The sequence below is a fragment of the Pseudomonas sp. FP1740 genome, from assembly GCF_030687165.1.
In the GTDB taxonomy this organism is placed as follows: domain Bacteria; phylum Pseudomonadota; class Gammaproteobacteria; order Pseudomonadales; family Pseudomonadaceae; genus Aquipseudomonas.
The window spans coordinates 2611801-2637850 of sequence record NZ_CP117461.1; the positions used below are offsets into that span (position 1 = coordinate 2611801).

A 26050-nucleotide genomic window follows, 5' to 3' on the forward strand; every position below is an offset into this window, starting at 1 on the left:
GCAGATTTGAGACAAAGCTGCTCCAGACCCCAGCGATGAACGCGGAGTTGGGCAGCGTGTACAGGCGATTTTTCTCAGAGTGTCGGGGCGTAGACTTCGCGACCGGCGAACCAGGTTTGCAGCACTTGGGTGTCGTGCAGGGCTTTCTCATCGACGCTGAACACGTCGCGGTCCAGCACGATGAAATCAGCTTGCTTGCCGGGGCTCAACGAGCCGATTTGCTTCTCTAGACCGATAGTGCGGGCGGCGTTGAGGGTGTAGGCGTAGAACATCGTTTCCCGGTCGATGCGTTCGTCGGCGTTCAACACACCCAACGGGCCGTTTCGGGTGATCGCCTGGGCCATGGCGTTCCATGGATTGGGCGAAGACACCGGCCAGTCGCTGGCTCCGGCGATCGTCGCGCCCTGTTTGAGCAGCGAGTGCGCCGGGTACTGATAGCGGAAGGCGAGGGCGCTCACGTAAGGCTTGATCATGTCCAGGGTGTAATCGTCGGCGGAGGCCCAGAGCAACTGCATGGAGGCGATGACGTTGAGCGGTTTGAACCGCGCAAACTCTTTTGGGTTGACCATTTGCAAGTGGGTGATCGAGTGAGTCACGCCGCTCTGGCGATCCTTGCGCGCCTGGGCGATGCCGTTCAGGGATTCGCGTACCGCGCGGTCGCCGATGGCGTGGATGTGCACCCGCCAGCCGCGTTGATCGATGGCACTGACCAGTTCGCCGAAGTGCTTCGGATCGATCAGCAACTCGCCCTGTTTTTGCGAGTTGGTGTAAGGATCAATCATCGCCGCGCTCTGGGCCGGGTATTCGATCACGCCGTCGGCAAAGATCTTGATACCGGGCAGGGTCAGGTTGGGGATGCCCTGGAATTGCTGGCGGACCTTGTCCAGCGTGTCTAGATCGGCCGGTACGCTTTTCGGATTGGCCACCAGCAGGGCCGCGACGTGGGCGGTCATGCCACCGCTTTGCGACAGCGCTTTGTACACTGGCAGTACGCCGACGGTTTTCTCCGTGGGTTTAAGGGCAAACACCGGCTCGCCGGGGGCGGCGTTGGCAGCGGGGTCCATCCAGGCCGTAATGCCCAGGCTGTTGTTGTAGCGCACGGCGGTTTGCGCGGCGCGCAGCATGTCGGCGGTACTGGGCGCGGGCATTTTTAACGCAACCCGATCCCAACCGGCGTCCACCAGAAAACCGTTGAGGCTACCGTCGGCAAGCTTGCCAATGGTGTCGAGTTCGGCGGCCGGCAGGTTTTGCAGCAGGGCGGCGTCGATGCCCGCGCGTTCGAGCATGACGTTGTTGGCCCAGGCGGTGTGGTGGTCGCTGCCGGTGAATACCACGGGCACCTTGGCCCATTCGCCGCTGTTGAATTTTTTGCCGAGGGCCTCGGCCTGGGCCCAATACGCCGAACTCATGCCGGCCACGCTCAGCACATCGCCGTGTTTCGCCTTGCCGTCATCACGCCATCCGCGCAGGCGTTTTTCCAGCTCATCGAGGTCGACCACCTCATCTTCCATATTGGCCGAGGCCATTTCCAGGCCGCCGAAAATCGCGTGGGAATGGCTGTCGATCAGGCCGGGCATCAATGTCTTGCCGCCGAGGTCGATCACTTTCGTTTGCGATTCAATCAAGGCTTTTATCTGTGCATCGCTGCCAACTTGCAGCACTTTGCCGTCCTGCACCGCCAGGGCCTGCACCTTGGGCTGGTTGCGGTCGGCGGTGAATATCTTGCCGTTGAGCAGCACCAGATCGGTCGCTGCCATGGCTTCCATCGAGGCAAAAGCCACAGCGGCCATCAATAGATTCGGGATGAATCTTTTCATTGAAAGTTTCCTTGTTATTGCGTCTGATGGCCCAGATTAGTGGCTGCTCACGCTTAGCAGAACGCCTTACTCACGAAAAACGTTTTTGCCGGAATGGAAAAAGAATGGACAAGCTGGGTGCGTTGAAAATGTTCGTGGTCACGGCGCAACTGGGCAGTTTCAGCCGCGCCGCCGAGCAACTGGGCAAGACCCCGTCGGCCCTGACCAAAGCGGTCAATCACCTGGAGGCCGAGCTCGGTGCCCGGCTGTTCGAGCGCAGCACCCGGCGGATTCTGCTGACGGAAGTGGGGCGGCTCTACCTGGAAACCGCGCGTCAGGTGTTGCAGCGGCTGGACGAGGCCGGCGAGGAAATCGAGCAGTTGCAGCATGGCCTGCGCGGCAATCTGAAAATCACCGCGCCACTGGCCTATGGACAAGCCTTTCTCGATCAGGTGTGTGGCGGTTTTCTGGAGCAGTACCCGCAGATCAATCTGCAAGTGGACCTGTGCGATGAGTTCGTCAATCTGCTGGAAAGCGGCTATGACCTGGCCCTGCGCGAAGGCCATGACGACCTGCCGGGGCTGATCGCCCGCGTCGTTGGCAGCAATCGTCTGGCGCTGTGTGGCAGCCCGGCCTATCTGGCGCGCAAGGTGTTGCCGGTCACCCCGCAAACCCTCGATGAGCACGAATGGTTGCTGTATCGCCATCCCTTGCTCAGCCGCGAATTCTGGTGGGCCGATCGCGATGGGCAGCGCTTGAGCCTGCCGCAACCCCAGGCGCCACGGCTGCGCAGCGACAATTACGACTTGCTGCTGGCCAATGCGCTGGCCGGACGCGGGTTGTTGCACACGCCGCTATGGAGCGCTGCGCCGTATCTGGCCGACGGTCGACTGGTGCGGGTGATGGCGGACTACGACATCGATCCCGACAGCTTTGGCCCGCACATTCTGGCGGTGTACCCGAGCCATCGGCGAGCGACCGCCAAAGTCGTGGCTTTTATCGATTACATCGCAGGGTTTCTGGCCTCTCGCGGGCTGAGCTGACTGGCGGTCCTTGCCAGGAAAAAGCCGAAAGAGTACAAATGTACTCCATGACGACTTTAACTCCCCGCCGTACCGCCATCCTGACCTTCATCCGCGATCGCATCGCCGAACACGGTCAGCCCCCGAGCCTTGCTGAAATCAGCGAGGCCTTCGGTTTCGCCTCCCGTAGCGTGGCGCGCAAGCACGTGCTGGCGCTGACCGAGGCGGGTTTCATCGAGGTCAATCCGCATCAGGCGCGCGGCATCCGCTTGTTGAACCAGCCGCCGCGGCCCGAGCTGCTGGACGTTCCGGTACTGGGCCGCGTGGCGGCCGGTGCGCCGATCGGTGCCGATGCCGAGGTCCACAGCCGCTTGCTGCTCGATCCGTCGATCTTCTCGCGGGTGCCGGATTACATGCTGCGGGTCCAGGGTGATTCGATGATCGAGGACGGCATTCTCGATGGCGATCTGGTGGGCGTGCGGCGCAATCCCGAGGCGGTCAACGGCCAGATCGTGGTGGCGCGGCTTGACGGCGAAGTCACCATCAAGCGTTTCGAGCGGGTCGGCGATTCTGTTCGCCTGTTACCGCGCAATCCGGCTTACCAGCCGATCATTGTTCGAGCCGATCAGGACCTGGCCATCGAAGGCGTGTTCTGTGGTCTGGTGAGGCAAGGGTGATGGGCGCCGTCGTTGCGCTGGATACGCTATTCAATGGCGGCCAGGTCTGGAAGGGCCGACCTGCGCCACCGGCCGTCAGCCCGCAACCTACAGGGCATGCGGCGCTGGATGCGGCGTTGCCGAGCGGTGGCTGGCCGGAAGCGGCGCTGAGCGAAATCCTCCTGGCCGGGCAGGGCGTGGGTGAGTTGCAACTGGTGTGGCCGACGCTGGCGCGGTTGTCGGCGGCGGGCGAGCGCATTGTGCTGGTGGCGCCGCCTTATGTGCCGTATCCCCAGGCCTGGCAGAACGCCGGGGTCGATCTGCGCCAGTTGTCGATCATCCAGGCCAGCGAGCGCGATGCGCTGTGGGCGGCGGAACAATGCCTGCGCTCGGGCAGTTGCGGGGCGGTGTTGTGCTGGCCGCACAAGGCCGATGACCGGGCGTTGCGACGTTTGCAGGTGGCGGCCGAAACCGGGCAGACCCTGGCGTTCGCCTATCGCTCGCTCAGTGAAGCCGTCAATCCGTCGCCAGCGGCCCTGCGCATCGCCATCGACGCCAAGCCTGCTCAGTTGCGGGTGCTCAAGTGCCGGGGCGGGCTGGCCCGTTCGGCGCCGATTGCCTTTGCCGTGGGGCATTGAGGTTGCCATGCGCTGGGTGTGCATTGTCTTCCCGCAATTGGCGCTGGACGCGGTACTGCGTCAGCGCCCCGACCCCGATGAGCCGTTGGCGCTGCTGACCGGCCCGGCCCAGCGGCGGGTGCTGCAAGCGGTCAACGGTGCGGCACGGGCGCTGGGTTTGCGACCCGGTCAGTCGATGACCGCCGCCCAGGCGCTGAGCAAAGGGTTCGTCACCGCCGAATACGATGCCGCCGAAATCGAACACTGGCAGCAGTTCCTGGCCGCCTGGGCCTATCGGTTCAGCTCCCAGGTCAGCGTGCATTACCCGCGCGCCGTGGTGTTTGAAATCGAATCCAGCCTGGGCTTGTTCGGGCCCTGGCCGCAGTTCGAAGCACGGCTGCGCACCGAGCTCGCTGAGCTGGGGTTTCGCCACCGGATTGTCGCCGCGCCCAACCCGGTGGCGGCGCGGGTGCTGGCCAACGTTTATGACGGTCTGGTGGTGCCGGACAGCCAAGCCTTGCAGCATCACCTCGGGCAACTGCCCGTCGATCGCATTGCCCTGGAGCCCAGCGTTGCTACGGCGTTATCGCGCATGGGGCTGCGCACCTTGAGTCAGGTGCAGGCGCTGCCCCGGCATAGTCTGGCCCGGCGTTTCGAGGCCCAGGTGCTCAAGCATCTGGACAGCCTGTTCGGTGAGCGGCGGCTGGCACTGGCGTTTTACCTGCCGCCGGACCGTTTCGATGTGCGCATCGAACTCAATTTCGATGTGCAATCCCATCAGGCATTGTTGTTTCCTTTAAGACGATTGACCGGCGATCTGTCGGCGTTCCTCTGCGGCCGGGACAGCGGCGTGCAACGTTTCGACTTGCACCTGGAACACGCCGGCTTGCCGGACACCGTGATCAAAGTCGGCCTGCTCAGCGCCGAGCGCGATCCGGCGATGCTGTTCGAACTGGCCCGGGGGCGGCTGGAACAGGTTCAGGTCGAGGCGCCGGTGCGCGGTTTTCGTCTGCGCGCCGAAGATCTGCCGGCCTTCGTGCCCCAGCGTCAGGAGCTGTTCGACGACCGTCCGCAGCAGTCCTTGCCCTGGGAGCAACTGCGTGAACGCTTGCGCGCACGGCTGGGGGATGACGCGGTGCAGGGCTTGCGCTTCCAGGCTGATCACCGGCCGGAATGCGCGTGGCAGACCACTGTCGACAGCCAGGCCTGCGGAGGGCTGCCTGCTGTGCAACGCCCGGGCTGGTTGCTGACTGAGCCGCAGGCGGTACACGAAAACTCGACGCGCATCCTCATGGGGCCGGAGCGCATCGAGTCCGGCTGGTGGGACGGCGACGACGTGCGCCGCGATTACTACCTGATCGAAACCCGTTCCGGTCAGCAGGGCTGGGCCTATCGGGCGGTGGGCGAAGACGGTCCGTTGTGGCTGCAAGGCTGGTTCGCATGAGCGTCGACTATGCCGAGCTGCACTGCCTGTCGAACTTCAGTTTCCAGCGCGGTGCCTCCAGTGCGCTTGAGCTTTTTCAACGGGCGAAAAAGCAGGGCTATCAAGCGCTGGCAATCACCGACGAATGCACGCTGGCGGGTATCGTCCGTGCCTGGCAGGCGGCCAAGACCGTGGAGCTGCCGCTGATCATCGGCAGCGAAATGCGCATCGAAGGCGGCCCGAAACTGGTGCTGCTGGTGGAAAACCTCGAGGGTTATCAAGCCCTGTGCCGACTGATTACCCGCGCCAGACGCCGCACGCAGAAAGGCCAGTATCAGGTGCTGCGGGAAGATTTCAGCGAGCCGTTGCCAGGGCTGTTGGCGTTGTGGGCGCCGGACGCCGTCGATGATTTTGCGCAGGGCCATTGGCTGAAGCAGAGCTTCGCCGAGCGCCTGTGGCTGAGCGTTCAGTTACATCGCGGGCAGGACGACACCCGGCGACTGGCGGCACTGCTGACCCTGGCGCGGGAACTGCGAATCCCGGCGGTGGCCAGCGGCGATGTGCATATGCACGCCCGTGGCCGGCGCGCCTTGCAGGACACTATGATCGCAATCCGCCATCACGTTCCCGTGGCCGAGGCCGGGTTGCGTCTGCACCCCAATGGCGAACGGCATTTGCGTAGCCTCGACGACTTGCGCGATCTCTACCCGCAGGCGCTGCTCGACGAGACGCTGAACATCGCCCGGCGCTGTACTTTCGACCTCGGTCAGTTGCGTTATCAATATCCCCGGGAACTGGTGCCCGAGGGGTACACGGCCACGTCCTGGCTGCGGGTGCTGGCAGAAAAGGGGATTCGCTGGCGCTGGGAAAAAAGCCCCAAGGCCGAGGTGTTGGCGCAGATCGACAAGGAACTGGAGCTGATTGCCGAGCTGGGGTACGAGAGTTATTTCCTGACGGTTCACGACATTGTGAATTTCGCCCGCCAGCAACACATCCTTTGTCAGGGCCGCGGTTCTGCCGCCAACTCGGCGGTGTGCTTCGTGCTGGGGATCACGGAGATCGACCCGGATCGCAGCACGCTGCTGTTCGAGCGCTTTCTCTCCAGGGAGCGCAACGAACCGCCGGACATCGACGTGGATTTCGAGCACGAGCGGCGCGAAGAAGTCCTGCAGTATGTGTTTCAGCGTTATGGCCGGGCTCGTGCGGCGCTGACGGCGGTGGTCAGCACTTACCACGGTGCCGGTGCAATCCGCGACGTGGCCAAGGCGTTGGGTTTGCCTCCGGATCAGGTCAACGCCCTGGCCGACTGTTGCGGCCACTGGAGTCATCAGGCGCCGCCCGTCGAGCGTCTGCGTGAGGGTGGTTTCGATCCCGATAGCCCGGTGTTGCGCCGAGTGCTGAGCCTGACCCAACAGCTGATCGGTTTTCCCCGGCACCTGTCCCAGCACCCCGGCGGTTTCGTGATTTCCGAGCAGCCTCTGGACAGCCTGGTGCCGGTGGAAAACGCCGCCATGGCCGAGCGCACCATCATCCAGTGGGATAAGGACGATCTGGATGCGGTCGGGCTGCTCAAGGTCGATATTCTGGCGCTGGGCATGCTCAGCGCGATTCGCCGTTGTTTCGATCTGCTGCGTCGGCACCGAGGCCGCGACCTGAGCCTGGCGACGGTGCCGGCCGAAGACCCGCAAACCTACGAGATGATTGGCCATGCGGACACCATCGGGGTGTTCCAGATCGAGTCCCGGGCACAGATGTCGATGCTGCCCAGGCTCAAGCCCAAGAACTTCTACGATCTGGTGATCGAGGTGGCGATCGTTCGTCCGGGGCCGATTCAGGGCGGGATGGTGCATCCCTACCTGCGGCGGCGTAAGGGCGAAGAAGAGGTGAAATACCCGTCGAAAGAACTTGAAGCGGTGCTGAAACGTACGCTGGGCGTGCCGCTGTTTCAGGAGCAGGTGATGCAGATCGCGATTGTCGCCGCCGACTACAGCCCCGGCGAGGCCGATCAATTGCGCCGCTCCATGGCGGCCTGGAAACGCCATGGCGGACTGGAACCGCACAAGGAACGCCTGGCGGACGGTATGAAGAAAAACGGCTACACGGCGGAGTTCGCCGCGCAGATCTTCGAGCAGATCAAAGGCTTCGGCGATTACGGTTTTCCCGAATCCCACGCCGCCAGTTTCGCCTTGCTGACCTACGCCAGTTGCTGGTTGAAATGCCACGAGCCGGCGGCTTTCGCCTGTGCGCTGATCAACAGCTGGCCGATGGGGTTCTACAGCCCGGACCAGATTCTCCAGGACGCCCGCCGCCATCATTTGCAGATTCGCCCGGTCGACGTGCGGGCCAGTGATTGGGATTGCAGCCTGGAACCGATCACCGGCGCACAGCCGGCCATTCGCATGGGGCTGCGGATGATCAAGGGCTTTCGCGAAGACGATGCCCGGCGCATCGAGGTGGCAAGGGCGAAGGGGGCGTTTGCCGACATCGCCGACCTTGGCGAACGGGCACGACTCGATGCTCGCGCCCAGGAACAACTGGCCGATGCCGGTGCACTGCGCGGGCTGGCCGGTGATCGGCATCGGGCGCGCTGGGAGGTGGCGGGGGTGCAGAAGCAGCTCGGTTTGTTTGCCGGTCTGCCGAGTCAGGAAGAGCCAGCGGTGGATCTGCCTAAACCCACCGTGGGCGAGGACTTGCAAGCCGATTACGCCAGTGTCGGCACCACCCTCGGCCCGCATCCGCTGGCGTTGCTGCGGGGGGAACTCAAGGCCCGGCGCTGTCGCAGCTCCAGGGAATTGCTGATGGTCGAGCATGGACGCCCGGTCAGCGTTGCCGGGTTGGTCACCGGTCGGCAGCGCCCGGGGACCGCCAGTGGTGTGACCTTCGTGACCCTTGAAGACGAATTTGGCAACGTCAACGTGGTGGTCTGGCGCGACCTGGCCGAACGGCAACGGCAGGTATTGGTCGGCTCGCAATTGCTCAAGGTCGACGGGCGCTGGGAAAAGGTGGGCGAGGTGCGGCACCTGATTGCCGGACGCTTGAGCGACCTGAGTTCATTGCTCGACGGTATCCATGTGCGCAGTCGGGATTTCCACTGAGCCTTGGTGGTGGATATGTCACCTGTGCAGGAGCAGCTTGTCGCAGGGGCCGGTCGAGAATCAGCTATACCTCAATGAAACCATTGGCGCCGGCAGTGCTCGAAACAAACGGGCAGGCACCGTCTCCTCATGCTGTTGCACTGCCTGAAAACATGTCATTCACAAGACATAGGCCAGTCGATGCAGTTTCTAGACAATAGCCACGGATGTACCGGTTGGAGCGGCGAAATGGCCGAACGCATTCGTGCGTTCGACTGGAGCCTGACCGAACTCGGACGTATCGACACCTGGCCCGGAAGTCTGTGCAGCGCGGTGCAGTTACTGCTTGCTTCACCGCTGCCGATGGTGATGCTGTGGGGCCGCCCCGGTTACATGATCTATAACGACGCCTACTCAAGATTTGCCGGTGGCCGCCATCCTTACCTGCTGGGCTCCCCGGTGGAGTTGGGCTGGCCGGAGGTCGCCGAATTCAATCGGCAAGTGGTGGACACCTGCCTTGCGGGCGGCACCTTGTCCTATCACAACAAAGCCCTGGTATTGCTGCGCGACGGCGTTCCCGAAGACATCTGGATGGACCTTTACTACAGCCCTGTCTCCAATGATGACGGGTGTCCCGCCGGGGTCATGGCAATGGTGGTTGAAACCACTGACCATGTGATTTCCGAACGCCGACGCCAGGAAGCCGAAAACGCCTATCGTGCCGATAATGAAAGGGTTCGCCTGGCCCTCAATGCCGGGGCTTTGCTCGGCTCGTTTGTCTGGGACATCAAGGCTGATGTGCTATCGGGCGACGAGCGATTCGCCCGCACGTTTTCCTATCCGCCAGGCCAGGACCTGGCCAACTTGCCACCGGCCATCGCCCAAATGCAGATTCATCCCGATGATCGCAACTGGGCCCGGGAGCGGATGAATCAGTCGGTGGAAACCGGCGTGCCCTATAACGCCGAATATCGGGTTCTGCGTCCCGATGGCAGTTACCTGTGGGTGCTCGCCAGCGGGTGCTGCGAGTTCAATGAGCAAGATGAAGCGTTGCGCTTTCCCGGGGTGTTGATCGACATCCACGAACGCAAGATTGCCGAAGAGTCCTTGCTCAAGTTCACCCGCAACCTGGAGCAACGAGTCGCTGAAGAAGTCGAGGCGCGGCTGGCGGCCGAAGAGCAACTGCGTCAATCACAGAAGCTCGAAGCCATTGGTGGTCTCACCGGTGGGGTGGCCCATGACTTCAACAACCTGTTGCAGGTGATCGCCGGCAACCTGCACTTGCTGGCGCGTCACGAGCCGGACAACGCCAACGTGCAGCGCCGGGTCGGCGCCTCGATTGCCGCAGTCGAGCGCGGGGCCAAATTGTCTTCGCAATTACTCGCTTTTGCCCGACGTCAGCCGTTGTCACCGGCCGTATGCGACCCACGGCAGATCTTCGAAGACCTCGGTGAATTATTGCAGCGAGCGCTGGGAGAGACGATCCAGATCAAGGTGTCCGCACCTGACGATCCATGGCACTTCTACGTGGACTGCAATCAACTTGAAAACGCCATTCTCAACCTTGCGATCAACGCCCGAGATGCCATGAACGGCGAGGGGACCATTGCCCTGAGCGCCGAGAACATCGTCCTCGACCGCAAGTTTTGCGCCGGCAAGGGCATCGTCGCTGGCGATTATGTCTGCGTGACGGTGGCGGACTGGGGCGTCGGCATGCCGCCGCAAGTGCTTGCACAGGCCTTTGAGCCGTTTTTCACCACCAAGGCTGATGGTCAAGGCACCGGCCTGGGTTTGAGTATGGTGTTCGGGTTCGTCAAACAGAGCGGCGGGCATATCGAGATTTCCAGCGTCGTCGGGCGGGGCACTCGGGTGCAGCTGTATTTCCCTCGCAGCTTGCGCCCGTTGCCTGACGAAACAATGCGCCATGCTCCGCAGCACCGGGGCGGGCATGAAACCATTCTGGTGGTCGAGGACAACGAAGCGGTGCGCAGTTCGGCCGTGGACTTGTTGTGCGAAGAGGGCTATCAGGTCCTGACCGCGGCCAACGGTGACCTGGCGATGCAGATGTTGCTCGACGGTGCGACAGTGGACCTGATCTTTACCGACGTGGTCATGCCCGGCTTGATCAAAAGCTCGGACCTGGCCGCCTGGGCCAAGGTGCAAAACCCTCCGGTAGCGGTGTTGTTTACCTCCGGACACACCCGCGACATCATTTCGCGCGATCACCAACTCAGCTCTGACACTTATCTGCTGAGCAAACCTTATGGTCCCGAGGCGCTATTAAGCATGATCCGCAGCGTGCTGGGTGGTTGATTCTATTGTGGCGAGGGATGCAGCCCATGTGGGAGCGAGCAAGCCCGCTCCCACAGAATTCCGCACCTTGACTGACTGACATCAAGGCTTGGGGTTATTTATCGGGATGAGCTGCCTGAAGTTTTTTCGCCAACGCCAAGTGGTTTTCCAGGGTCGGCAACATTTTTTGCGCGAACGCCTTGAGTTCGGTGGCGCCTTTAGTTCTGTCGTCGGTCACCGTGTTGGCTTCTTTCTTGAACCGCTCAATGGCTTCTTCGTGGGCCTTCACCTGATTGTTGGCATAGGCTTTGTCAAAGGACTCTTCGCGCAGGTCGAGAATTTTCTCCTTGGCCTGTTTGACCAGCGTCGTCGAATCCGGCACCTCGATGTCATGTTTTTTCGCCAATGCCGCCAGTTCCTCGTTGGCCTTGGAGTGATCGGTGATCATCATCTTGGCAAACGCCTTGATGTCGGCCGATGAGCTTTTTTCCAGGGCCAGTTTGCTGGTCTCGACTTCCGCAATGCCGCCTGCGGCTGCGTCATCGACAAAGTCGTTGGAGCTGGCGGCAAAAGCCGTGCCCATACCGGTGCTCAAAGCGACGGCCAGAGCGAGGTGGCGCAGGGTGAATATGTCCATGGACATTCTCCATACAGGTTTACATGGGCGATCCAGGTGATCGATATTCAATGGAGGCAGGCGTTCGAACAAAGGTTTTATCGCGTTTGCGACAGGACGACGAACGGACACCGCTGGTCTGATAGACGGTCGACAGAACCGGGTAAGCAAGGCCATTCTGATAATTGGCGAACGCCATCGATCACGTTTGCCACCGATTAACAAACGGAGGTGTTCCATGCCGGTGACCCATGACCTTTATCAGGACTTGCGCTGTACGAAGGAAGAGCTCCAGCAAAAACGCACCAAGGATAAGTTACTGGATTCACTGCTCAACAAGTACACCCAGGCGGACGCAGAGGTGGTGAAGGCCGAGTCCGCACAATCGGATGCGCCTAGCGATGAGGTACTGAAGAAGCTCAAGGAGAAGCGTGTGCAGGTCAAGGACAAGATCGCTGAGCGACTTAAGACGCCGTCCTGAGGACGCTGTGCAGAATCATCGACGACCGGTGACTGAACAATTGGAACGGGGATCAATACGAGATCTGCGTTGATTCAAAATCAAAAGATCGTCCGAACGCGGTCCGAACCTTCGGACGATCTTTTGGCTACACCCTCTATTTCAACGCTGCACTCAACGGCAACCGCGCCATGTGCCGCGCTTTCAGCGACCCCAGATACAACCAGTCCCCATATTCGCGCACGGTGGTGATGGGTGAGTAGTTGCCGCTGCTGGCGTCTTGCAGATTGGCAATCACTTTGCCGTCGAGGTCCAGTCCCAGGACGAAGGCGCGTTTCTCCAGCGGTTTGGGCAGGATAGTCATCGCCCGCACGATCATTTTGCGTACCAGAGGGTAGGGCGCGGTGGTGTCGAGCAGTGCATTGCGCGGTGCATACAGCGCCACCCAGAAACGGTCGCGGCCATTGAATGCCAGGTTGTCCGGTAGCCCCGGCAAATTGTCGATGAACAGATCGTGGGTGCCGGCTTTCGGCCCGGTCAGCCAATAGCGGCTGATGCGATAGGCGCCAGTTTCATTGACCAGCACAAACGCGTCGTCAGGCCCCAGAGTCACGCCGTTGGCGAACTCCAGTTTGTCCAGCAGGACCGCCGTATTGCCGGTCTGGAAGTTATAACGCAGCAAACGGCCGTCGCCACCGTGCTCGATGATCGCCTCTCCGTCCTTGCCGTAGCCCCAACGGCTGGAGGAGTCGCTGAAGTAGGCGTAATGCCCGGGCTTGTCGATGGCCACGTCATTGGTAAATCCGAAGGGCAGGTTGTTGGCCGTGGTGGTCAATGGAATCAACCGGCCCTGAGCGTCGAGCGACAGCAAACCTTTGACCCCGTCGGCGATCACCAACAAACCATTGGGGTGCCGCGCCAGGCCCAGCGGCCTGCCGCCGGTATCGGCCAGCACCTGGGTGGTTTTGCCGTCGAGGCTGGTGCGAATCAACCGGCCGTCATGCAGGCCGGTGATAAGGACGTCTTTCTCCAGCAGCAACGCCTCAGGGCCGTCGATGTCAGCAGCACCGACACGTTTCACGCCTTTGAGTCGCTGATTGTCGGCGTAGATGCCATCGACGAGGGAGGGCGCCGTCGGCGGTGTCCAGGCTACCGGTTGAACCTTGGTCGGCAATAAAAACAGCAAGGCGCTGATCACGATGATCAGCAGCAGCAACCAATGCCGAAACTTGAGAGGTCTTTTCATGCGCTGACTCCTGCCAGGGCCAGATGTTTTTGCGCCATCTCGCGTAACGCCAGCATCGACTCCGCCGATTCGCGCTCGATGCGCCGCTTGAGCACCAGACGATTGGCAATGCGCATTGCCAGGCCGCTGAAGCTGTATTCCAGAGTACGGACAAACCGCGTGTCATCGCCCTCAACCTCACACTCGTAAGTCACCACCAACGACAGACCATCATCGCCCCGGGCTCGAGCCCTCCAGCGGCGTCCGGGCAGGTATTCGTCGACTTCCCAGCTCAAATGCCCCTCACGCCCGCCGGCCCGAATGTCTTCCTCGAATCGCTCCCCGGCATACAGCGGGCCGCTCTGGCCGTCGACCTTGAGGGAGGACGGATGCCACTGCGGCCAATGGGTCGCGGTGCTGGCGTAGGCGAGCACAGCCACTGGGTTTCCAGCGATGTCGATCACATGCTGCATACGGGTCATGGACGTGCTCGTCAGGTGCGGGGGCGCTTGCTCCGGTTCCCAGTAGAGGGTGTCGAACAGGTAGTCCATCAGGGGCAACACGATATTGAAATTGCGCTCCTGCATCAGCTCACGACGGTGATGTAGCTCATGCAGACGGCGCATCTGGCGGATCCACGGCAAACGCGTCACCGGGTTGCCGGGCGGTAGATGTTCACAGGCATGGAACACTTCATAGGTCAGGTAACCGAGCACCATGCAGCCGCCAAACAGCCCCGCGACGTTGCTATTGAGCTGAGCCAGCAACCACCAGGCAGGCCCCGTGATGACAACGGTGTGCAACACGATCAGCCAGGCCGGAAACAGAATCACCCGCCAGTCGCGGGCGCTGTCGTAGGTCATGTGGCCGGGGGTGAAAAAGCTGTGATGGTCACCGGCGTGACGGGCATAGAACATCCGCGCCAGGCGCTTTTTATGATGCCCCAGATACCGATGCACGACGTACACGCCGAAGTTGAAAAACAACAGGGTCAGCGGCACCGCCATCCATTCCAGCGGTTGCACCTGATGCACCGTGCGCCAGAATCCGCCGATGGCCAGCAACCCGAACAGCAACACAAAGGCGCCGTGTAACCAAGGGTTGTAGAGCGGATGAATGTCGGCACGGTAGCGCGCGCGGAACGCTTCGGTGGTCTGCCTCACTGAGTTCACCTGTGGTTATTGTTATAACCAGCAGATTAGCCGATCCCGCCGCACAGGCAGGCCGAACCTTGAGGACACAAGCGCCATGCTCCGGTGCGAGACGCCCGTATGGTGTCAGGTCAGCGGGTTCCAGCGCTGGGACCAGTCGTCATCGGTCTTGATCACTTCACGCAGCAAGTCGAACGCCCGTTGCAGGGTCGCCGAATCGCGGTCCCGGGAGTAAACCAGATAGGTCGGGTAGCTGAACTCCGGAGCTTTGGGCACCTGTTCCAACAAGCCGTTTTCCAGGTAACTCTGGACCACCCGAGTGCGGAAATAGCCGCTGCCGCCGTTTTCCAGGATGTATTGCAAGGCCAGCGGGCCGAGGTTGAAACTCAAGGCCGCCTTGGCTTTTTCCGGCAGCGCGGCATCGTGCTGACGACGGAAGTCAGGGCCCCAGTCGATATACACGTAAGGATCGGGCCGTCCGGCCAGGCGCACCAGGATCAGTTTTTCTTCCAGCACCTGCTCGACTTGCAGGCGTGGCCAGTACTCGGGCTGATAGACCAGCGCCGCATCCAGCACCCCCAACTCCAGTTGGCGCAGCAGGTTTTCGCCATCGCGGATTTCCATGCGCAGGGCATGGCTGGGAATCTTCTCGCGCAGTTCCCCGGCCCAACTGAGCATCAACGGGTTGCACAGGCTGACCTCGCCACCGATGTGCAGCACGTCGCGGTAGCCCTCGGGCAGCGGCAAGTCGCGACGAGCGGCTTCCCAGGTCTGCACCAGTTGATTGGCGTAAACCACAAAGGCCTCGCCGTTCGGCGTCAGGCGCGCGCCGGCGCGATTGCGCACGAACAGCGTGCTGCCCAGCTGACTTTCGAGCTTTTGCACCCGGGCGGTGATTGCGGTCTGGGTAACGTGCAGCTTTTCAGCCGCCGCGGCCAGGCTGCCGTGGCGGACGATTTCCAGAAAGGTACGGGCGAGGTCGATGTCCATGGGCAGGCCGATGTGGGAGGTGCGGGCATTGTAAGAGCAGCCATGGTCTTCCGATACCGTCTGTGGTGAGGGCGCTTGCTCCCGCCGGGGCGCGAAGCGGCCCCAAGCTCCCTCGCCACAGAGTTCACTGTCCGGCCTGATCACCTCGTGCCAAACAATTAGTCCGCCACCTCAACCGCCCTCACCACCGCCCAATCGGCCACCAACCGCTGCGGCGTGCCACACGCCCTGCGCTTAAGCACAAAATTTCTGCACTTCTCGGCGAACTGTTTACGGTTTTGCACCATGTCCTGGTGCATTTCTTCCAGCTCGGCATTGCGGCAGTGCTGCATCAATTGAGTATCGAACCGGCTTTTACGCTCCCGCACCGCCTGGTACGCCGGATCACTCAACGCTCCATTGGCGCGCTGCAACAGCCACAGGCCAAACTCGTCCGGGCAGCGCGGACCGATTTCCTGGACCATGCCTAACTGCAAGGCCTGGACGGCGCTGATCGGCAGACAGTCTTCGGTGAGTTTTTCCGCCATCGCCGGGCCGACGGCGCGGGGCAGGCTGTAGGTCCAGTATTCGGAGCCGTACAGGCCCATGGTTTTGTAATGGGGGTTGAGCACGATGTCGGAGCGGGCGAAAACAATATCGGCAGCCAGCGCCAGTATCACGCCACCGGCCCCGGCATTGCCGGTCAGGCCGCTGACTACCAGTTGCCGGGCGCCGAGCAGTTCCTGGCAGACGTCGTCGATCGCCTGAATATTGGCCCAGGCTTCCAGCCCCGGAACCGCTGCGGCCTGGATAACATTGAGGTGCACGCCGTTGGAGAAACTGCCGCGTCCACCCTTGATCAGCAGCACTTGGGTGTCCCGGGACTTGGCCCAGCGCAGGGCCTCCACCAGTCGTTGGCACTGTTCGGTGCTCATGGCGCCGTTGTAAAACTCGAAGGTCAGCTCGCCGACATGCCCCGACTCGCGATAGCGGATCGGTTGATAGCTTTCGTTGTTAAATGGCTGAGAGGCAATCGACCAATCAAGGGTCGGGACGTGCGCAAGCTGTTCAGCGAGCACATGCCGGGCCGGGCGCTTGAAGGTTTCTTCGTCGGACCGGGGTTTGCGTCGCAGCGAACCGATCCACAGGCTGTGATCAGCAGTCGCGACTAGCACCGCATCGTCGTGCACCGCGAGAATCTCTCCCGGCGTGCCGCTGCGCGAATCCAGATGAGCGTCATACAGGTAATACTGACCGCCGGCCAGGCTGGCCAATACGCCGGGCTGACCGTCGGCGGCGTCGATGCTGCGTTTGATGAAGTGTGCGCTGTTGTGCCAGCTGAAGATCCGGTCAGCTTGCTTCATGTTCGGCTGCAAGCGGCCAATCACATGGCGTTGGCTGTAGTCCAAAGGCACTGGCTCGAAACCGTCGATAAACTTTTCCACGACTTCGCGGATGCAGGCGATTGCCGCGTCGCTGACGCGCCCGTTGTACAACTCGGACTTGCGCAGACCCTGAGGCAGGTTGAATTCACAAGTGGCCCAGACCGGCCCGGCGTCCATTTCCTCCACCGCTTGCAGCGCGGTCACGCCCCAGCGGCTGAGCTCACGGGTGATCGCCCAGTCCAGCGCACTGGCGCCACGGTCGCCGACGATGCCCGGATGAATGATCACCACAGGACGCTTGAGGTTGCTCCACAGTTGCTGCGGTACCCGATCCTTGAGAAACGGGCAGATCACCAGGTCGGCGCCGGAGTGTTCGATCTGCTCGCACACTGCGTCTTCATCGGTGAACAGCACCACGCTGGGCGAGTGACCGGCCTGACGCAAATCCAGCCAGGCCCGCTGGGTCAAGCCGTTGAATGCCGATGCCAGCAGAATGATCTTCAATGACCGCATGATTGACTCTTCCTTGAGAATGATCGGCCGCAGGCTCCCGATGAGCCGTCCTTGGCCTTCGATGGAAGAGCGATAGTAGAGAGTGTGGGGGGGAGGGCAACTGATCGAGATCAAGCTTGTGTCAGCGAGTGTTGCAGAGGCTCAAAATCAAAAGATCGTCCGAACGCGGCCCGCGCCTTCGGACGATCTTTTCTCTTTTCAAAACGCAAAACACGAACAGCCAAACGCCCCCCAGAACCCTTGAAAGTCACTGACCGGCGCCGACGACAACCGCGCCCGTTCATGGCTGTGGGCATGCACCGCGCAAGCGCCCACACACTGGTGCACTTGCGCGGTCAGCGGTGCCAGGGGTTTCCAGTGCCCGGGTACATTCACCACCGGCGACCACTCAGGCACTACCGGGATTGGCGGTGGCCCCAGTTTTTCGAACTCGACGCTGCCGTGGACGATCTTGCCGTCGACAATGGTCAGCACCGACTCTATCCACTTAATGGCTTCGTCTTCGATGTGAAAGTAGTCTGCCGACAGCGCAATCAGGTCCGCCAGTTGCCCGACTTTGATCTGGCCTTTCTTGCCCTGTTCGGAGGAGAACCAGGCGCTGCCGTGGGTGAAGAGTTCCAGCGCCGTATCGCGGCTCAAGCCTTGTGGGTACAGGGCTAATCCGCCGACGGTACGGCCGCTGACCAGCCAGTACAGCGATGTCCAGGGGTTGTAGCTGGAGACGCGTGTGGCATCGGTGCCGGCGCCCACTGGAACGCCCTCGGCGAGCATGCGCGCGATGGGGGGTGTCGCTTCGGCCGCTTTGGCACCGTAGCGGTCGACGAAGTATTCGCCCTGGAACGCCATGCGGTCCTGAATGGCGATGCCACCGCCCAGGGCCTTGACCCGTTCGATGTTACGGGGGGTGATGGTTTCGGCGTGATCGAAGAACCACGGCAAACCGTTGAACGGAATATCCCGGTTGACCTTCTCGAACACGTCGAGCATGCGGCTGATAGATTCGTTGTAGGTGGCGTGCAAACGGAAGGGCCAGCGCTGTTCCACCAGATGGCGCACCACCGGTTCCAGTTCCTGCTCCATGGTTTTCGGCAGGTCGGGGCGTGGTTCGAGGAAGTCTTCGAAATCCGCTGCCGAGAACACCAGCATCTCGCCGGCGCCGTTGTGCCGCAGGAAGTCATCGCCCTGGCCGTAATGGGAAGTGCTGGTCCAGTTCTTGAAGTCGGTCAGTTCTTCCTTGGGTTTCTGGGTGAACAGGTTGTAGGCAATGCGCACCGTGAGCTGTTGATCTTTGGCCAGTTGCTGGATGACTTGATAGTCGTCCGGGTAATTCTGATAACCGCCGCCGGCATCGATGGCGCTGGTGACACCCAGTCGATTGAGTTCGCGCATGAACTGGCGGGTCGAGTTGACCTGATACTCCAGCGGCAGCTTCGGCCCTTTGGCCAGGGTTGAGTAGAGGATCATCGCATTCGGGCGGGCGATCAGCATGCCGGTGGGGTCGCCATTGGCATCGCGCTGGATCTCGCCGCCCGGCGGGTTCGGCGTGTCACGGGTGTAGCCGACCACTTTCAGTGCGGCACGGTTGAGCAGGGCGCGGTCGTAGAGATGCAGGACGAATACCGGAGTGTCCGGCGCGGCTTTGTTCAGATCTTCAAGGGTCGGCATGCGTTTTTCGGCAAACTGGAATTCATTCCAGCCACCGACCACCCGCACCCATTGCGGGGTAGGGGTGCGGTCGGCCTGATCCTTGAGCATGCGCAAGGCATCGGCCAGGGACGGCACGCCTTCCCAGCGCAGTTCGAGGTTGTAATTGAGGCCGCCACGAATCAGGTGCAAGTGGGAGTCGTTGAGGCCGGGAATCACCGTACGCCCATGCAGGTCAACGATTTGCGTGCCGGGGCCTTGCAGGGCCATGGCCTGGGCATCGCTGCCGACCACCACAAAGCGCCCGTCCTTGATCGCGACGGCGCTGGCCTGGGGTTTCTTGCGGTCGACGGTGTGCAGGCGTCCGTTGTACAGAATCAGATCGGCGGGGGTGTCGGGCATGGTTTTACTCCCTGCGGTTAGCGGACTGATCCAGGCACCGATGGCGCCTGCCGAAAGACCTTGCAGTACACGGCGGCGACTGAAGTCATTGTGCTCGTCAGGTGGGCTCATGGCAGTGCTCTCCACACAGTTCTTCATAAAAGAAGCGAGGGCAAACAGCCGATGTCTGACGCATGCGGCCAGAAGGAATATAGACGGCATATCCACAGATAGCCGTTTTCCGAGGGTGAAAAACGACAAATCCCGCCACGAGGGGCGGGATTCGCATGCAGCCAGAGAGGCTCCTGGTAGCGGGAGCCGTCGTCTTAGCCTGGGAACAGCTCGGACAGTTTCATGGCCAGCATCATGTCGCCTTCAGCGCGCAGCTTGCCGCCCATGAACGCTTGCATGCCGTCGGTCGAACCGTCGACGATGCCTTCCAGGGTTTCGCCGTCCATCACCAGAGTCACCTGGGCGTCCGGGTTTTCGCCTTCTTGCAGCTCGCAGGTGCCGTCTTTGACGATCAACGAGAAGTTCTTGGTGTCGTCGATGCGGAAACCGAATACCAGGTCCAGACCGGCAGCAGCGGCTGGGTTGAACTTGGCTTTCATTGCTTGTACGGCATCAGCTACGGAGGTCATGGTTCGATCCTTTCTTGGGTAATAAGAGCTGGGTGAATACAGCCAGGGTCACAATAGTCCGGAATCAGCGAAACGTGATGAGTTCCGGGGCCTTCAGCAGTTGCAGGTGCGTATGACTGTTGAAGGAAGCCAGGGCCACCTCGCGACCACGAAACTTGAGCAGGTTGAGCGAGGTGTTGACGATTTGCCAGTTCAGCTCAAAGGCCTGCCGGGCAGGCATTTGCGTAATAAGGTGGAGCAGGGCAGTGATGGTGCCGCCGGAGGTGAACACGGCGATTTTCTGGGTGTTGTCGGCATTTTCGAGCAGCCGCTGCAGGCCAGCCTGCACACGATCGACGAAGCCCAGCCAGCTTTCCAGGCCCGGTGTGTCATAGGTGCCGGCGAGCCAGCGCTCGATGATCAGGGCGAAGATACGCTGGAACTCGGCACGGTTTTGCGCGGCGTTGCGCAGGGTCTCCAGTGCCTCGGGCTCGTCTTCCAGCATGGCCGGCAGCAGGGCGCGGATCACCGCGTCGGCGTCGAACTCGTTGAAGGCCGAATCGATTTCCAGGGGCGGCACCGGCAAACCGACGGTGGCGTACTGTTCCAGCGCGCTGGTGGCCGTGTGTTGCTGACGGCGCAAGTCGCCCGACAGGCAGCGATCGAAGCTGACACCGAGCTCGGCCAGGTGCCGGCCAAGGACTTCTGCCTGGCGAACACCGGTCGGCGACAGAACGTCATAGTCGTCTGCACCAAAGGAGGCCTGGCCATGTCGAATCAAATAGATGCTGCCCACGTCCGCGTCATCCCGGTACGTTGAAGGTTTGGCGAGGTTATGAGGATGACGGTGAGCTGTCAATGAAAAAACATACGCTTGTTTGAAATGCCCGTTACAGGCCTGTTGCTAGTGTCCTGTCTTACAAATACGTTCCTCTTTTGACGAGTGGCTGTTGTCGTCAGGCGAGGAGCGGCAACGCAGCATGACGGCAACGGACGCCGTCAAAAAGGAACAGTATTTGTGAGACAGGACACTCGAGGTTTCACGACTGGTCGCCGGGCCGGCTCATGGGTATGCTGGAGGTATCCCGCGCGTGTTCATGCCGCGCATCGTGTTGAAGGAGTCTCTGTGGAGTTTTTGTCCGAGTACGCCAGTTTCCTGGCTAAAACCGTGACACTGGTGATCGCCATTCTGGTGGTCCTGGCCAGTTTTGCGGCGTTGCGCAGCAAAGGTCGACGCAAGTCGACCGGCCAATTGCAAGTCAGCAAACTCAATGATTTCTATAAAGGTCTGCGCGAACGCCTGGAGCAAACCTTGCTCGACAAGGACCAGCTCAAGGCTTTGCGCAAATCCCAGGCTAAAACCGAGAAAAAGCAAAAGAAGAAACCCGAGGCCAAGCCGCGGGTGTTCGTGCTGGATTTCGACGGCGACATCAAGGCGTCGGCCACTGAAAGCCTGCGCCACGAAATCACCGCGCTGCTGACCCTCGCCACGCCAAAGGATGAAGTGGTGCTGCGCCTGGAAAGTGGCGGAGGCATGGTTCACAGCTATGGCCTGGCATCTTCGCAACTGGCGCGCATTCGCGAGGCCGGCGTGCCGTTGACCGTGTGCATCGACAAGGTCGCGGCCAGCGGCGGCTACATGATGGCGTGCATCGGCGAGAAAATTATCAGCGCACCGTTCGCGATTCTCGGCTCGATCGGCGTGGTGGCGCAGTTGCCCAACGTCAATCGCCTGCTGAAAAAGCATGACATCGACTTCGAAGTGCTCACGGCCGGTGAGTACAAGCGCACCCTGACAGTGTTTGGCGAAAACACCGAGAAGGGCCGGGAGAAATTCCAGGAAGAGCTGGACATCACCCATCAGCTGTTCAAAAACTTCGTTTCGCGCTATCGCCCGCAACTGGCTATCGACGAAGTGGCCACCGGGGAAATCTGGCTCGGTGTTTCGGCACTCGACAAGCAACTGGTGGACGAGCTCAAGACCAGCGACGAATACCTCGCTGAACGCGCTAAACAGTCCGAGCTCTATCATTTGCATTACGCCGAACGTAAAACCCTGCAGGAGCGCATCGGCATGGCGGCCAGCGGTTCGATCGATCGCGTATTGCTGAGCTGGTGGAGCCGGTTGACCCAGCAACGCTTCTGGTAACCGTACCAGGCATCACCGTCAGTAAAAAAACCGTGGATTGCCCACGGTTTTTTTTGACCTTCAGAAGGTGCCCACTCGCCCTCAAGAAATAACGAATTTTCCTAATGCCATTGTCGATCGGTCGCGCTTTCGTGTGGAGTCAGGTGGGGTAGGGTGACTGGCCTGAATTGACTGCAATGGATTGCACCATGAATGAGCTCCTTCACCACGTTGCCGCCCCACATCCGGCCCCATCGCTGCGAATGCGCGACGAACTGAAAGCTGCACTGGACATCGCTCTCCCCCAAACCCCCGGCCAGTTGGGCGAACGTCTGATCAAGGAAAAATGGGGGCAGGACATCGACCCGCAGACGACCTTGATGGTCACCCTCGATTACCACTACAAGGGCCACCCTGAAGAGAATGGTTTCCAGCAGGGCCAGGTGGCGAACTCGCGGTCGCTGTTGCAAGCGCTGCTTTCAAATTACCAGACGGTTGGGGATGGACGTTTTGCGGAAACCGCCTTTGGTCTGTACACACCGCCGGACGTCGGCCCGGCGGTGCGGATTGTCGAGCATGTCGACGAGTTCGCTGATTACGGCAGCGGCAATCACGACACCTACGAAGGCATCTATCGGCAAACGGCGCCGCAGACTTACGGTCCCGCCTCACAACTGAAGCTGAGGCCGGCCGATTTCAAGAAATGGGTCTGGGAGCTGGACTTCAAGCACGTGTACGAGACCTATCTTGAAAAGGTCTGGCCCTCTGACGAGGTGCTCACTGCGTCCAGCCCGTACGCCTTGAGGACATCGGTCAAAGCAGCGTTTGTGATGACGGCCTGGTTGCAGTTCAAGGAGCGCTGCCTGTCGCAAAAAGGACTTGAGCTCGCGATGGAGGCGGCTGGCTTGCCGCCCGGTCAGGCATGGGAAACGCTGACCATCGAACAACTGCAAGCGGCGACGCGCACCCCTTTGTCCGTCAGGGCCGGCCGTTTGAAGCTATACCGTTACACCGCAACAGATATCTGGGCGTTCCGTGACACTGCCAGTACCCGAGTGCTGCTGTACATCCCAGGCAACTCTTCCCCGCTGCACGAATTCACCGATGCCACTCAACTGCACCAATGGGTCGTCGCACAGGGCAAGCTCAGCGAGACAAAACAGGCGTTGGCCGCCCATTTTGCCGAAGATGATCGCCAGGACGGTACGTTTCATGCGGGGGTGCTGACGGCATTGGACGGCATGGCGCAGTACCCCGCGATGCATCGGCTGACCAACAATGCCGGTTTTTTCAATAACGACGGCTATTGGGACCCCGCCGATTACATTGGCTACGACAATCCGCCATCGGCGACCGATCCGTTTGCACAACTGGTGCTGACGATGAAGCAGGCCACCCACGCCAGTATCGAAAGCATTCGTACCGATGCACAGGTCAATCGTGACAATTTAAGTGCGGTGGTCGAACCGGTGGTGCAATGGATCAACCGGTTCGGGCCATTGGCGTTGTTCGTCCCGGGAGGCGAAGGCATATTGGCGCTGGCCGGGCTTATTGACGCCGGTTACGGTCTTGATCAGGCAGTAAACGGTGAAACACCACGTGAGCGGTCGGAGGGCGTGTCGCGCACCGTGTTCGGTTTGCTTAATGCGCTGCCGATCGGCGCACAGGCGGCGCTGAAGGATGAAGCGGCCGTCGAGTCAGTACGTCCGTCTTCGCAAATCACCGTTGCCCCGACGCCCGAGCCACCGGTTTCCGTGCTGTCCTCCCGCGTGGAGCTGATCCGCGGAATCGGCCCGACTGTGGCGTCTTTCAGCGATGAAGTCCTGGCACAGATCGGCAAGGTCAGTGTGATTGACGATGACATGCTGCGACTGATGCAGACGGGGCGTCCACCAACGCCTTTACTGGCGGATACGATCAGTCGTTTCAAGATCGATCAGGATCTGGGGGCGGCCGGCACGCCTGAGCAATTCAACAGGCGTTACGCCGCACTTCAACAGTCGGAACATGAGTGGGTGCGGCTGTTTCAGCAGCAATACCCGATGCTGCCCAAAGGTGCCATCGAACAAATGCTCGACCGCTATGGCGTGGATATCCAGCAAGCCCCCGATGTGACCGAGGTCAGGCAAGTGTTCACGCGTCTGGACAGCAAGGCGCGGCAGTACCAGCAGCATGTGCGGCTCAATCGCGCTTATGAAGGTCTTTATTTGCGTTCGGTGGCGAGCCCGGACTCGGACATCCTGGCCTTGCACTCGCTGCAAAACCTGCCGGGCTGGCCGCGGAACCTGCGGATCGATGTTCTTGATCAGTCCGTCGCGGGGCGAGTGCTGGACCGCATCGGCGCGCAGGATGCCTCGGATGTCCGGCGCCTGGTCAGAATCGGACAGCACTATCTGCATCAGGGCTCGCCGACAGACTTTTATACGGTGCTTCTCGGTGTGTTGACGGACGACGACCGTTCAGCGCTGCACCTGACGTCGCCTGGTTCAGTCGACGAGCTACGACTGGCCATCAGCGACCAGGCGTTGCCCCGGTCACAAGTGATCCTCGGGCTGCAAAGAATGGACGGTGGGTTGCCGTTCGATGCCCACGGGCTCAGTGGCGGCGGATTTCCGGGAACGCCCCAGGCCGAGGCGCTGACGCACCAGATGATGAGGCTGCAACTCAAAGAGGTCTATCCAGACTTCACCGATGCCCAGGCAGATGCGGTTCTTCAACGCGAAGGTGTAAACGCGCAGGCGCACATTGAGTGGTTGAAGCAACAGCTGCAGCAACTCGACATCGACCTGACCGCCTGGGTAGATCAGGTGGCGGATGACATTCATGACATGGCTATCGATTTCCTGGCCCCGAATGATCCCGAAGCAGCGGGATTGAGCGCTGCACAAATCGAGGCCTATAACGTTCAGTTGGTGCAGACCGAAATGCAACAGGAGCGAGCGATTCGAAATGAGTTGGCCGAGGAGCTGGTCTCCATCTGGCAACGACGCAGGGCGCCGCAGGATCCGTTACTGCCTGCTGATCAGATACGCGGCGTCAGGCTGGATCTCGACTTCGAGAATTATCACCGGTTACCCACGTTGAATGTCCGGTTCAATAATATTCTCGAGTTATCGATGCGCGGCTTTCACCTGACTGAAGAAGAAAGTTTGAACGGATTTCTCGAGTGTTTTCCAAATCTTGAAGTGCTGAACCTGGAAAATGTCGACCTGAGTCACTTCAACCATGGCGGCCTTGCGGAGTGTGCATTGCCTCCTTCGATCAACCAGATGACGCGTCTCTCTTCGCTGAATCTGAGGTCGACGAATCTGACGTTCAATGAGCGCGCCGCTTCTCAATTGTCCGGGTTGACACACTTGCAGACGCTGGACCTGAGCAACAACCCGCTGGGCGTCCCGCCTTTGGTGCTCGGAATGAACGACTTGCGCTGTCTGAACCTGAGCAACACCGGGATCACTGGTTGCCCAGTCGGAATCATGGAGCAGCCCTATCTGACGTCATTGGACCTGCGTAATAACCAGATAACCCGAGTGCCGCCAGCAGTGCTGAACCAGGCTATCTCGAGGGACCGTGTGCTGCTGCAGGGCAATCCATTGACGGATGAGGACACCTTGTTGCGCATTGTCGATCATCGGCGGCGAACGGGTATCAACCTGTGGTTAAGTGATCCTGGGGTTAATTACGGGAATGTCATCGAGTGGTTGCGCGAAGGCGATGGGGAGTTGCAAGCGACGCGACGATTGATCTGGCAGAGGCTGGCAGCCAGGCCCCTTGGCGCCCAGTTCTTGAGGGTAATGGATGGACTGAGCCTGACGGCGGACTTCCGGGTCGATTATATGCCGCTTCAGGCGAGGGTGTGGCGACTGCTCGGTGAAGCCGATGCTTCGCAAGCGCTTTGGGAAAGACTGGTCCAGGATATTGAATCGGCCGAGGTCGATCCTGAAAACCCGTTTGCGCTGTTCACGGCACTTGAGGACCGTGCCCGGTTTTATCGGAACTGGGAGGCCATGGGACGACCGTTTCCGATAGGCACGCAATAAGGGAAAAACCTTGAACCCCGCAAGGGGTTCAAGGTGTG

18 protein-coding genes are annotated in these 26050 nt (G+C 60.8%); 9 read left to right on the forward strand and 9 right to left on the reverse strand.

Translation table 11 applies throughout. The features are described from left to right. Nucleotides 1-74: 74 nt before the first annotated feature. Nucleotides 75-1817, reverse strand: coding sequence for an amidohydrolase (locus tag PSH69_RS11940; RefSeq protein WP_305412157.1), 1743 nt, complete (start codon nt 1815-1817; stop codon nt 75-77). Nucleotides 1818-1921: 104 nt separating this feature from the next. On the opposite strand from PSH69_RS11940, the gene PSH69_RS11945 reads away from it, so the two are divergent. The 6 genes from PSH69_RS11945 to PSH69_RS11970 all read left to right on the forward strand — a co-directional run bounded on the left by PSH69_RS11945 (nt 1922) and on the right by PSH69_RS11970 (nt 10901). Then, nucleotides 1922-2839 carry a LysR family transcriptional regulator gene (locus PSH69_RS11945; protein WP_305412159.1) on the forward strand — a complete coding sequence of 306 codons (918 nt, stop codon included), beginning with the start codon at nt 1922-1924 and terminating at the stop codon, nt 2837-2839. 38 nt (nt 2840-2877) lie between these two features. Then, nucleotides 2878-3495: a transcriptional repressor LexA gene (gene lexA, locus PSH69_RS11950; RefSeq protein WP_305412160.1), complete on the forward strand. Its 618-nt coding sequence runs from the start codon at nt 2878-2880 to the stop codon at nt 3493-3495. After that, the gene (gene imuA, locus PSH69_RS11955) at nt 3495-4112 is read left to right on the forward strand and encodes a translesion DNA synthesis-associated protein ImuA (RefSeq protein WP_305412162.1); all 618 of its coding nucleotides are present in this window, start codon (nt 3495-3497) and stop codon (nt 4110-4112) included. Before lexA ends, imuA begins: the two co-directional genes overlap by 1 nt. A 7-nt stretch (nt 4113-4119) precedes the next feature. Continuing rightward, entirely contained in the window at nt 4120-5535 is a 1416-nt protein-coding gene (locus PSH69_RS11960) for a DNA polymerase Y family protein (RefSeq protein WP_305412163.1), read from the forward strand. Beyond that, complete coding sequence (locus PSH69_RS11965) at nt 5511-8609, forward strand: error-prone DNA polymerase (protein WP_370695240.1); 3099 nt, start codon at nt 5511-5513, stop codon at nt 8607-8609. Before PSH69_RS11960 ends, PSH69_RS11965 begins: the two co-directional genes overlap by 25 nt. Before the next feature lie 180 nt (nt 8610-8789). Further along, nucleotides 8790-10901 (forward strand): ATP-binding protein, encoded by a 2112-nt coding sequence (locus PSH69_RS11970; RefSeq protein ID WP_305412166.1) that lies wholly within the window; start codon nt 8790-8792, stop codon nt 10899-10901. A gap of 94 nt (nt 10902-10995) precedes the next feature. Here PSH69_RS11970 and PSH69_RS11975 read toward each other — a convergent pair whose 3' ends face one another. Further along, on the reverse strand, nt 10996-11517 hold the full coding sequence (locus PSH69_RS11975) for a DUF4142 domain-containing protein (protein WP_305412167.1): 522 nt from the start codon (nt 11515-11517) through the stop codon (nt 10996-10998). Nucleotides 11518-11734: 217 nt separating this feature from the next. On the opposite strand from PSH69_RS11975, the gene PSH69_RS11980 reads away from it, so the two are divergent. Then, nucleotides 11735-11977, forward strand: a complete 243-nt coding sequence (locus PSH69_RS11980; protein WP_138867264.1) for a DUF465 domain-containing protein — start codon at nt 11735-11737, stop codon at nt 11975-11977. 136 nt (nt 11978-12113) lie between these two features. Here the strand turns inward: PSH69_RS11980 and PSH69_RS11985 are convergent, their stop codons facing one another. The 7 genes from PSH69_RS11985 to PSH69_RS12015 all read right to left on the reverse strand — a co-directional run bounded on the left by PSH69_RS11985 (nt 12114) and on the right by PSH69_RS12015 (nt 20640). Continuing rightward, entirely contained in the window at nt 12114-13202 is a 1089-nt protein-coding gene (locus tag PSH69_RS11985) for an SMP-30/gluconolactonase/LRE family protein (RefSeq protein ID WP_028940964.1), read from the reverse strand. After that, complete coding sequence (locus tag PSH69_RS11990; RefSeq protein ID WP_305412168.1) at nt 13199-14344, reverse strand: SRPBCC family protein; 1146 nt, start codon at nt 14342-14344, stop codon at nt 13199-13201. The genes PSH69_RS11985 and PSH69_RS11990 overlap by 4 nt, the downstream gene beginning before the upstream one ends. A 114-nt stretch (nt 14345-14458) precedes the next feature. After that, on the reverse strand, nt 14459-15322 hold the full coding sequence (locus PSH69_RS11995) for a LysR family transcriptional regulator (protein ID WP_064617081.1): 864 nt from the start codon (nt 15320-15322) through the stop codon (nt 14459-14461). A 158-nt stretch (nt 15323-15480) separates the two neighbouring features. Further along, nucleotides 15481-17199: a hydrogenase maturation protein gene (locus PSH69_RS12000; RefSeq protein ID WP_305412169.1), complete on the reverse strand. Its 1719-nt coding sequence runs from the start codon at nt 17197-17199 to the stop codon at nt 15481-15483. A gap of 198 nt (nt 17200-17397) precedes the next feature. Further along, nucleotides 17398-19245, reverse strand: a complete 1848-nt coding sequence (locus tag PSH69_RS12005; protein ID WP_305412819.1) for an amidohydrolase — start codon at nt 19243-19245, stop codon at nt 17398-17400. Nucleotides 19246-19550: 305 nt separating this feature from the next. Continuing rightward, on the reverse strand, nt 19551-19865 hold the full coding sequence (locus PSH69_RS12010; RefSeq protein ID WP_007941766.1) for an SCP2 sterol-binding domain-containing protein: 315 nt from the start codon (nt 19863-19865) through the stop codon (nt 19551-19553). Nucleotides 19866-19929: 64 nt separating this feature from the next. Continuing rightward, entirely contained in the window at nt 19930-20640 is a 711-nt protein-coding gene (locus PSH69_RS12015) for a histidine phosphatase family protein (protein ID WP_305412170.1), read from the reverse strand. 330 nt (nt 20641-20970) lie between these two features. Between PSH69_RS12015 and sohB the strand changes: the two genes are divergently transcribed. After that, complete coding sequence (sohB, locus tag PSH69_RS12020) at nt 20971-21993, forward strand: protease SohB (RefSeq protein WP_018927637.1); 1023 nt, start codon at nt 20971-20973, stop codon at nt 21991-21993. A gap of 188 nt (nt 21994-22181) precedes the next feature. Then, nucleotides 22182-26012 (forward strand): leucine-rich repeat domain-containing protein, encoded by a 3831-nt coding sequence (locus PSH69_RS12025; RefSeq protein WP_305412171.1) that lies wholly within the window; start codon nt 22182-22184, stop codon nt 26010-26012. The last annotated feature ends 38 nt before the right edge of the window (nt 26013-26050 follow it).

Coding starts and splice junctions, on each gene's coding strand:
- PSH69_RS11970 (WP_305412166.1), top strand. CDS start 8,790: ATGCAGTTTCTAGACAATAGCCACGGATGTACCGGTTGGAGCGGCGAA.
- lexA (WP_305412160.1), top strand. CDS start 2,878: ATGTACTCCATGACGACTTTAACTCCCCGCCGTACCGCCATCCTGACC.
- PSH69_RS11975 (WP_305412167.1), bottom strand. CDS start 11,517: ATGGACATATTCACCCTGCGCCACCTCGCTCTGGCCGTCGCTTTGAGC.
- imuA (WP_305412162.1), top strand. CDS start 3,495: ATGGGCGCCGTCGTTGCGCTGGATACGCTATTCAATGGCGGCCAGGTC.
- PSH69_RS11985 (WP_028940964.1), bottom strand. CDS start 13,202: ATGAAAAGACCTCTCAAGTTTCGGCATTGGTTGCTGCTGCTGATCATC.
- PSH69_RS12005 (WP_305412819.1), bottom strand. CDS start 19,245: ATGCCCGACACCCCCGCCGATCTGATTCTGTACAACGGACGCCTGCAC.
- PSH69_RS11995 (WP_064617081.1), bottom strand. CDS start 15,322: ATGGACATCGACCTCGCCCGTACCTTTCTGGAAATCGTCCGCCACGGC.
- PSH69_RS12010 (WP_007941766.1), bottom strand. CDS start 19,865: ATGACCTCCGTAGCTGATGCCGTACAAGCAATGAAAGCCAAGTTCAAC.
- PSH69_RS12000 (WP_305412169.1), bottom strand. CDS start 17,199: ATGCGGTCATTGAAGATCATTCTGCTGGCATCGGCATTCAACGGCTTG.
- PSH69_RS11960 (WP_305412163.1), top strand. CDS start 4,120: ATGCGCTGGGTGTGCATTGTCTTCCCGCAATTGGCGCTGGACGCGGTA.
- PSH69_RS11980 (WP_138867264.1), top strand. CDS start 11,735: ATGCCGGTGACCCATGACCTTTATCAGGACTTGCGCTGTACGAAGGAA.
- PSH69_RS11940 (WP_305412157.1), bottom strand. CDS start 1,817: ATGAAAAGATTCATCCCGAATCTATTGATGGCCGCTGTGGCTTTTGCC.
- PSH69_RS12025 (WP_305412171.1), top strand. CDS start 22,182: ATGAATGAGCTCCTTCACCACGTTGCCGCCCCACATCCGGCCCCATCG.
- PSH69_RS11945 (WP_305412159.1), top strand. CDS start 1,922: ATGGACAAGCTGGGTGCGTTGAAAATGTTCGTGGTCACGGCGCAACTG.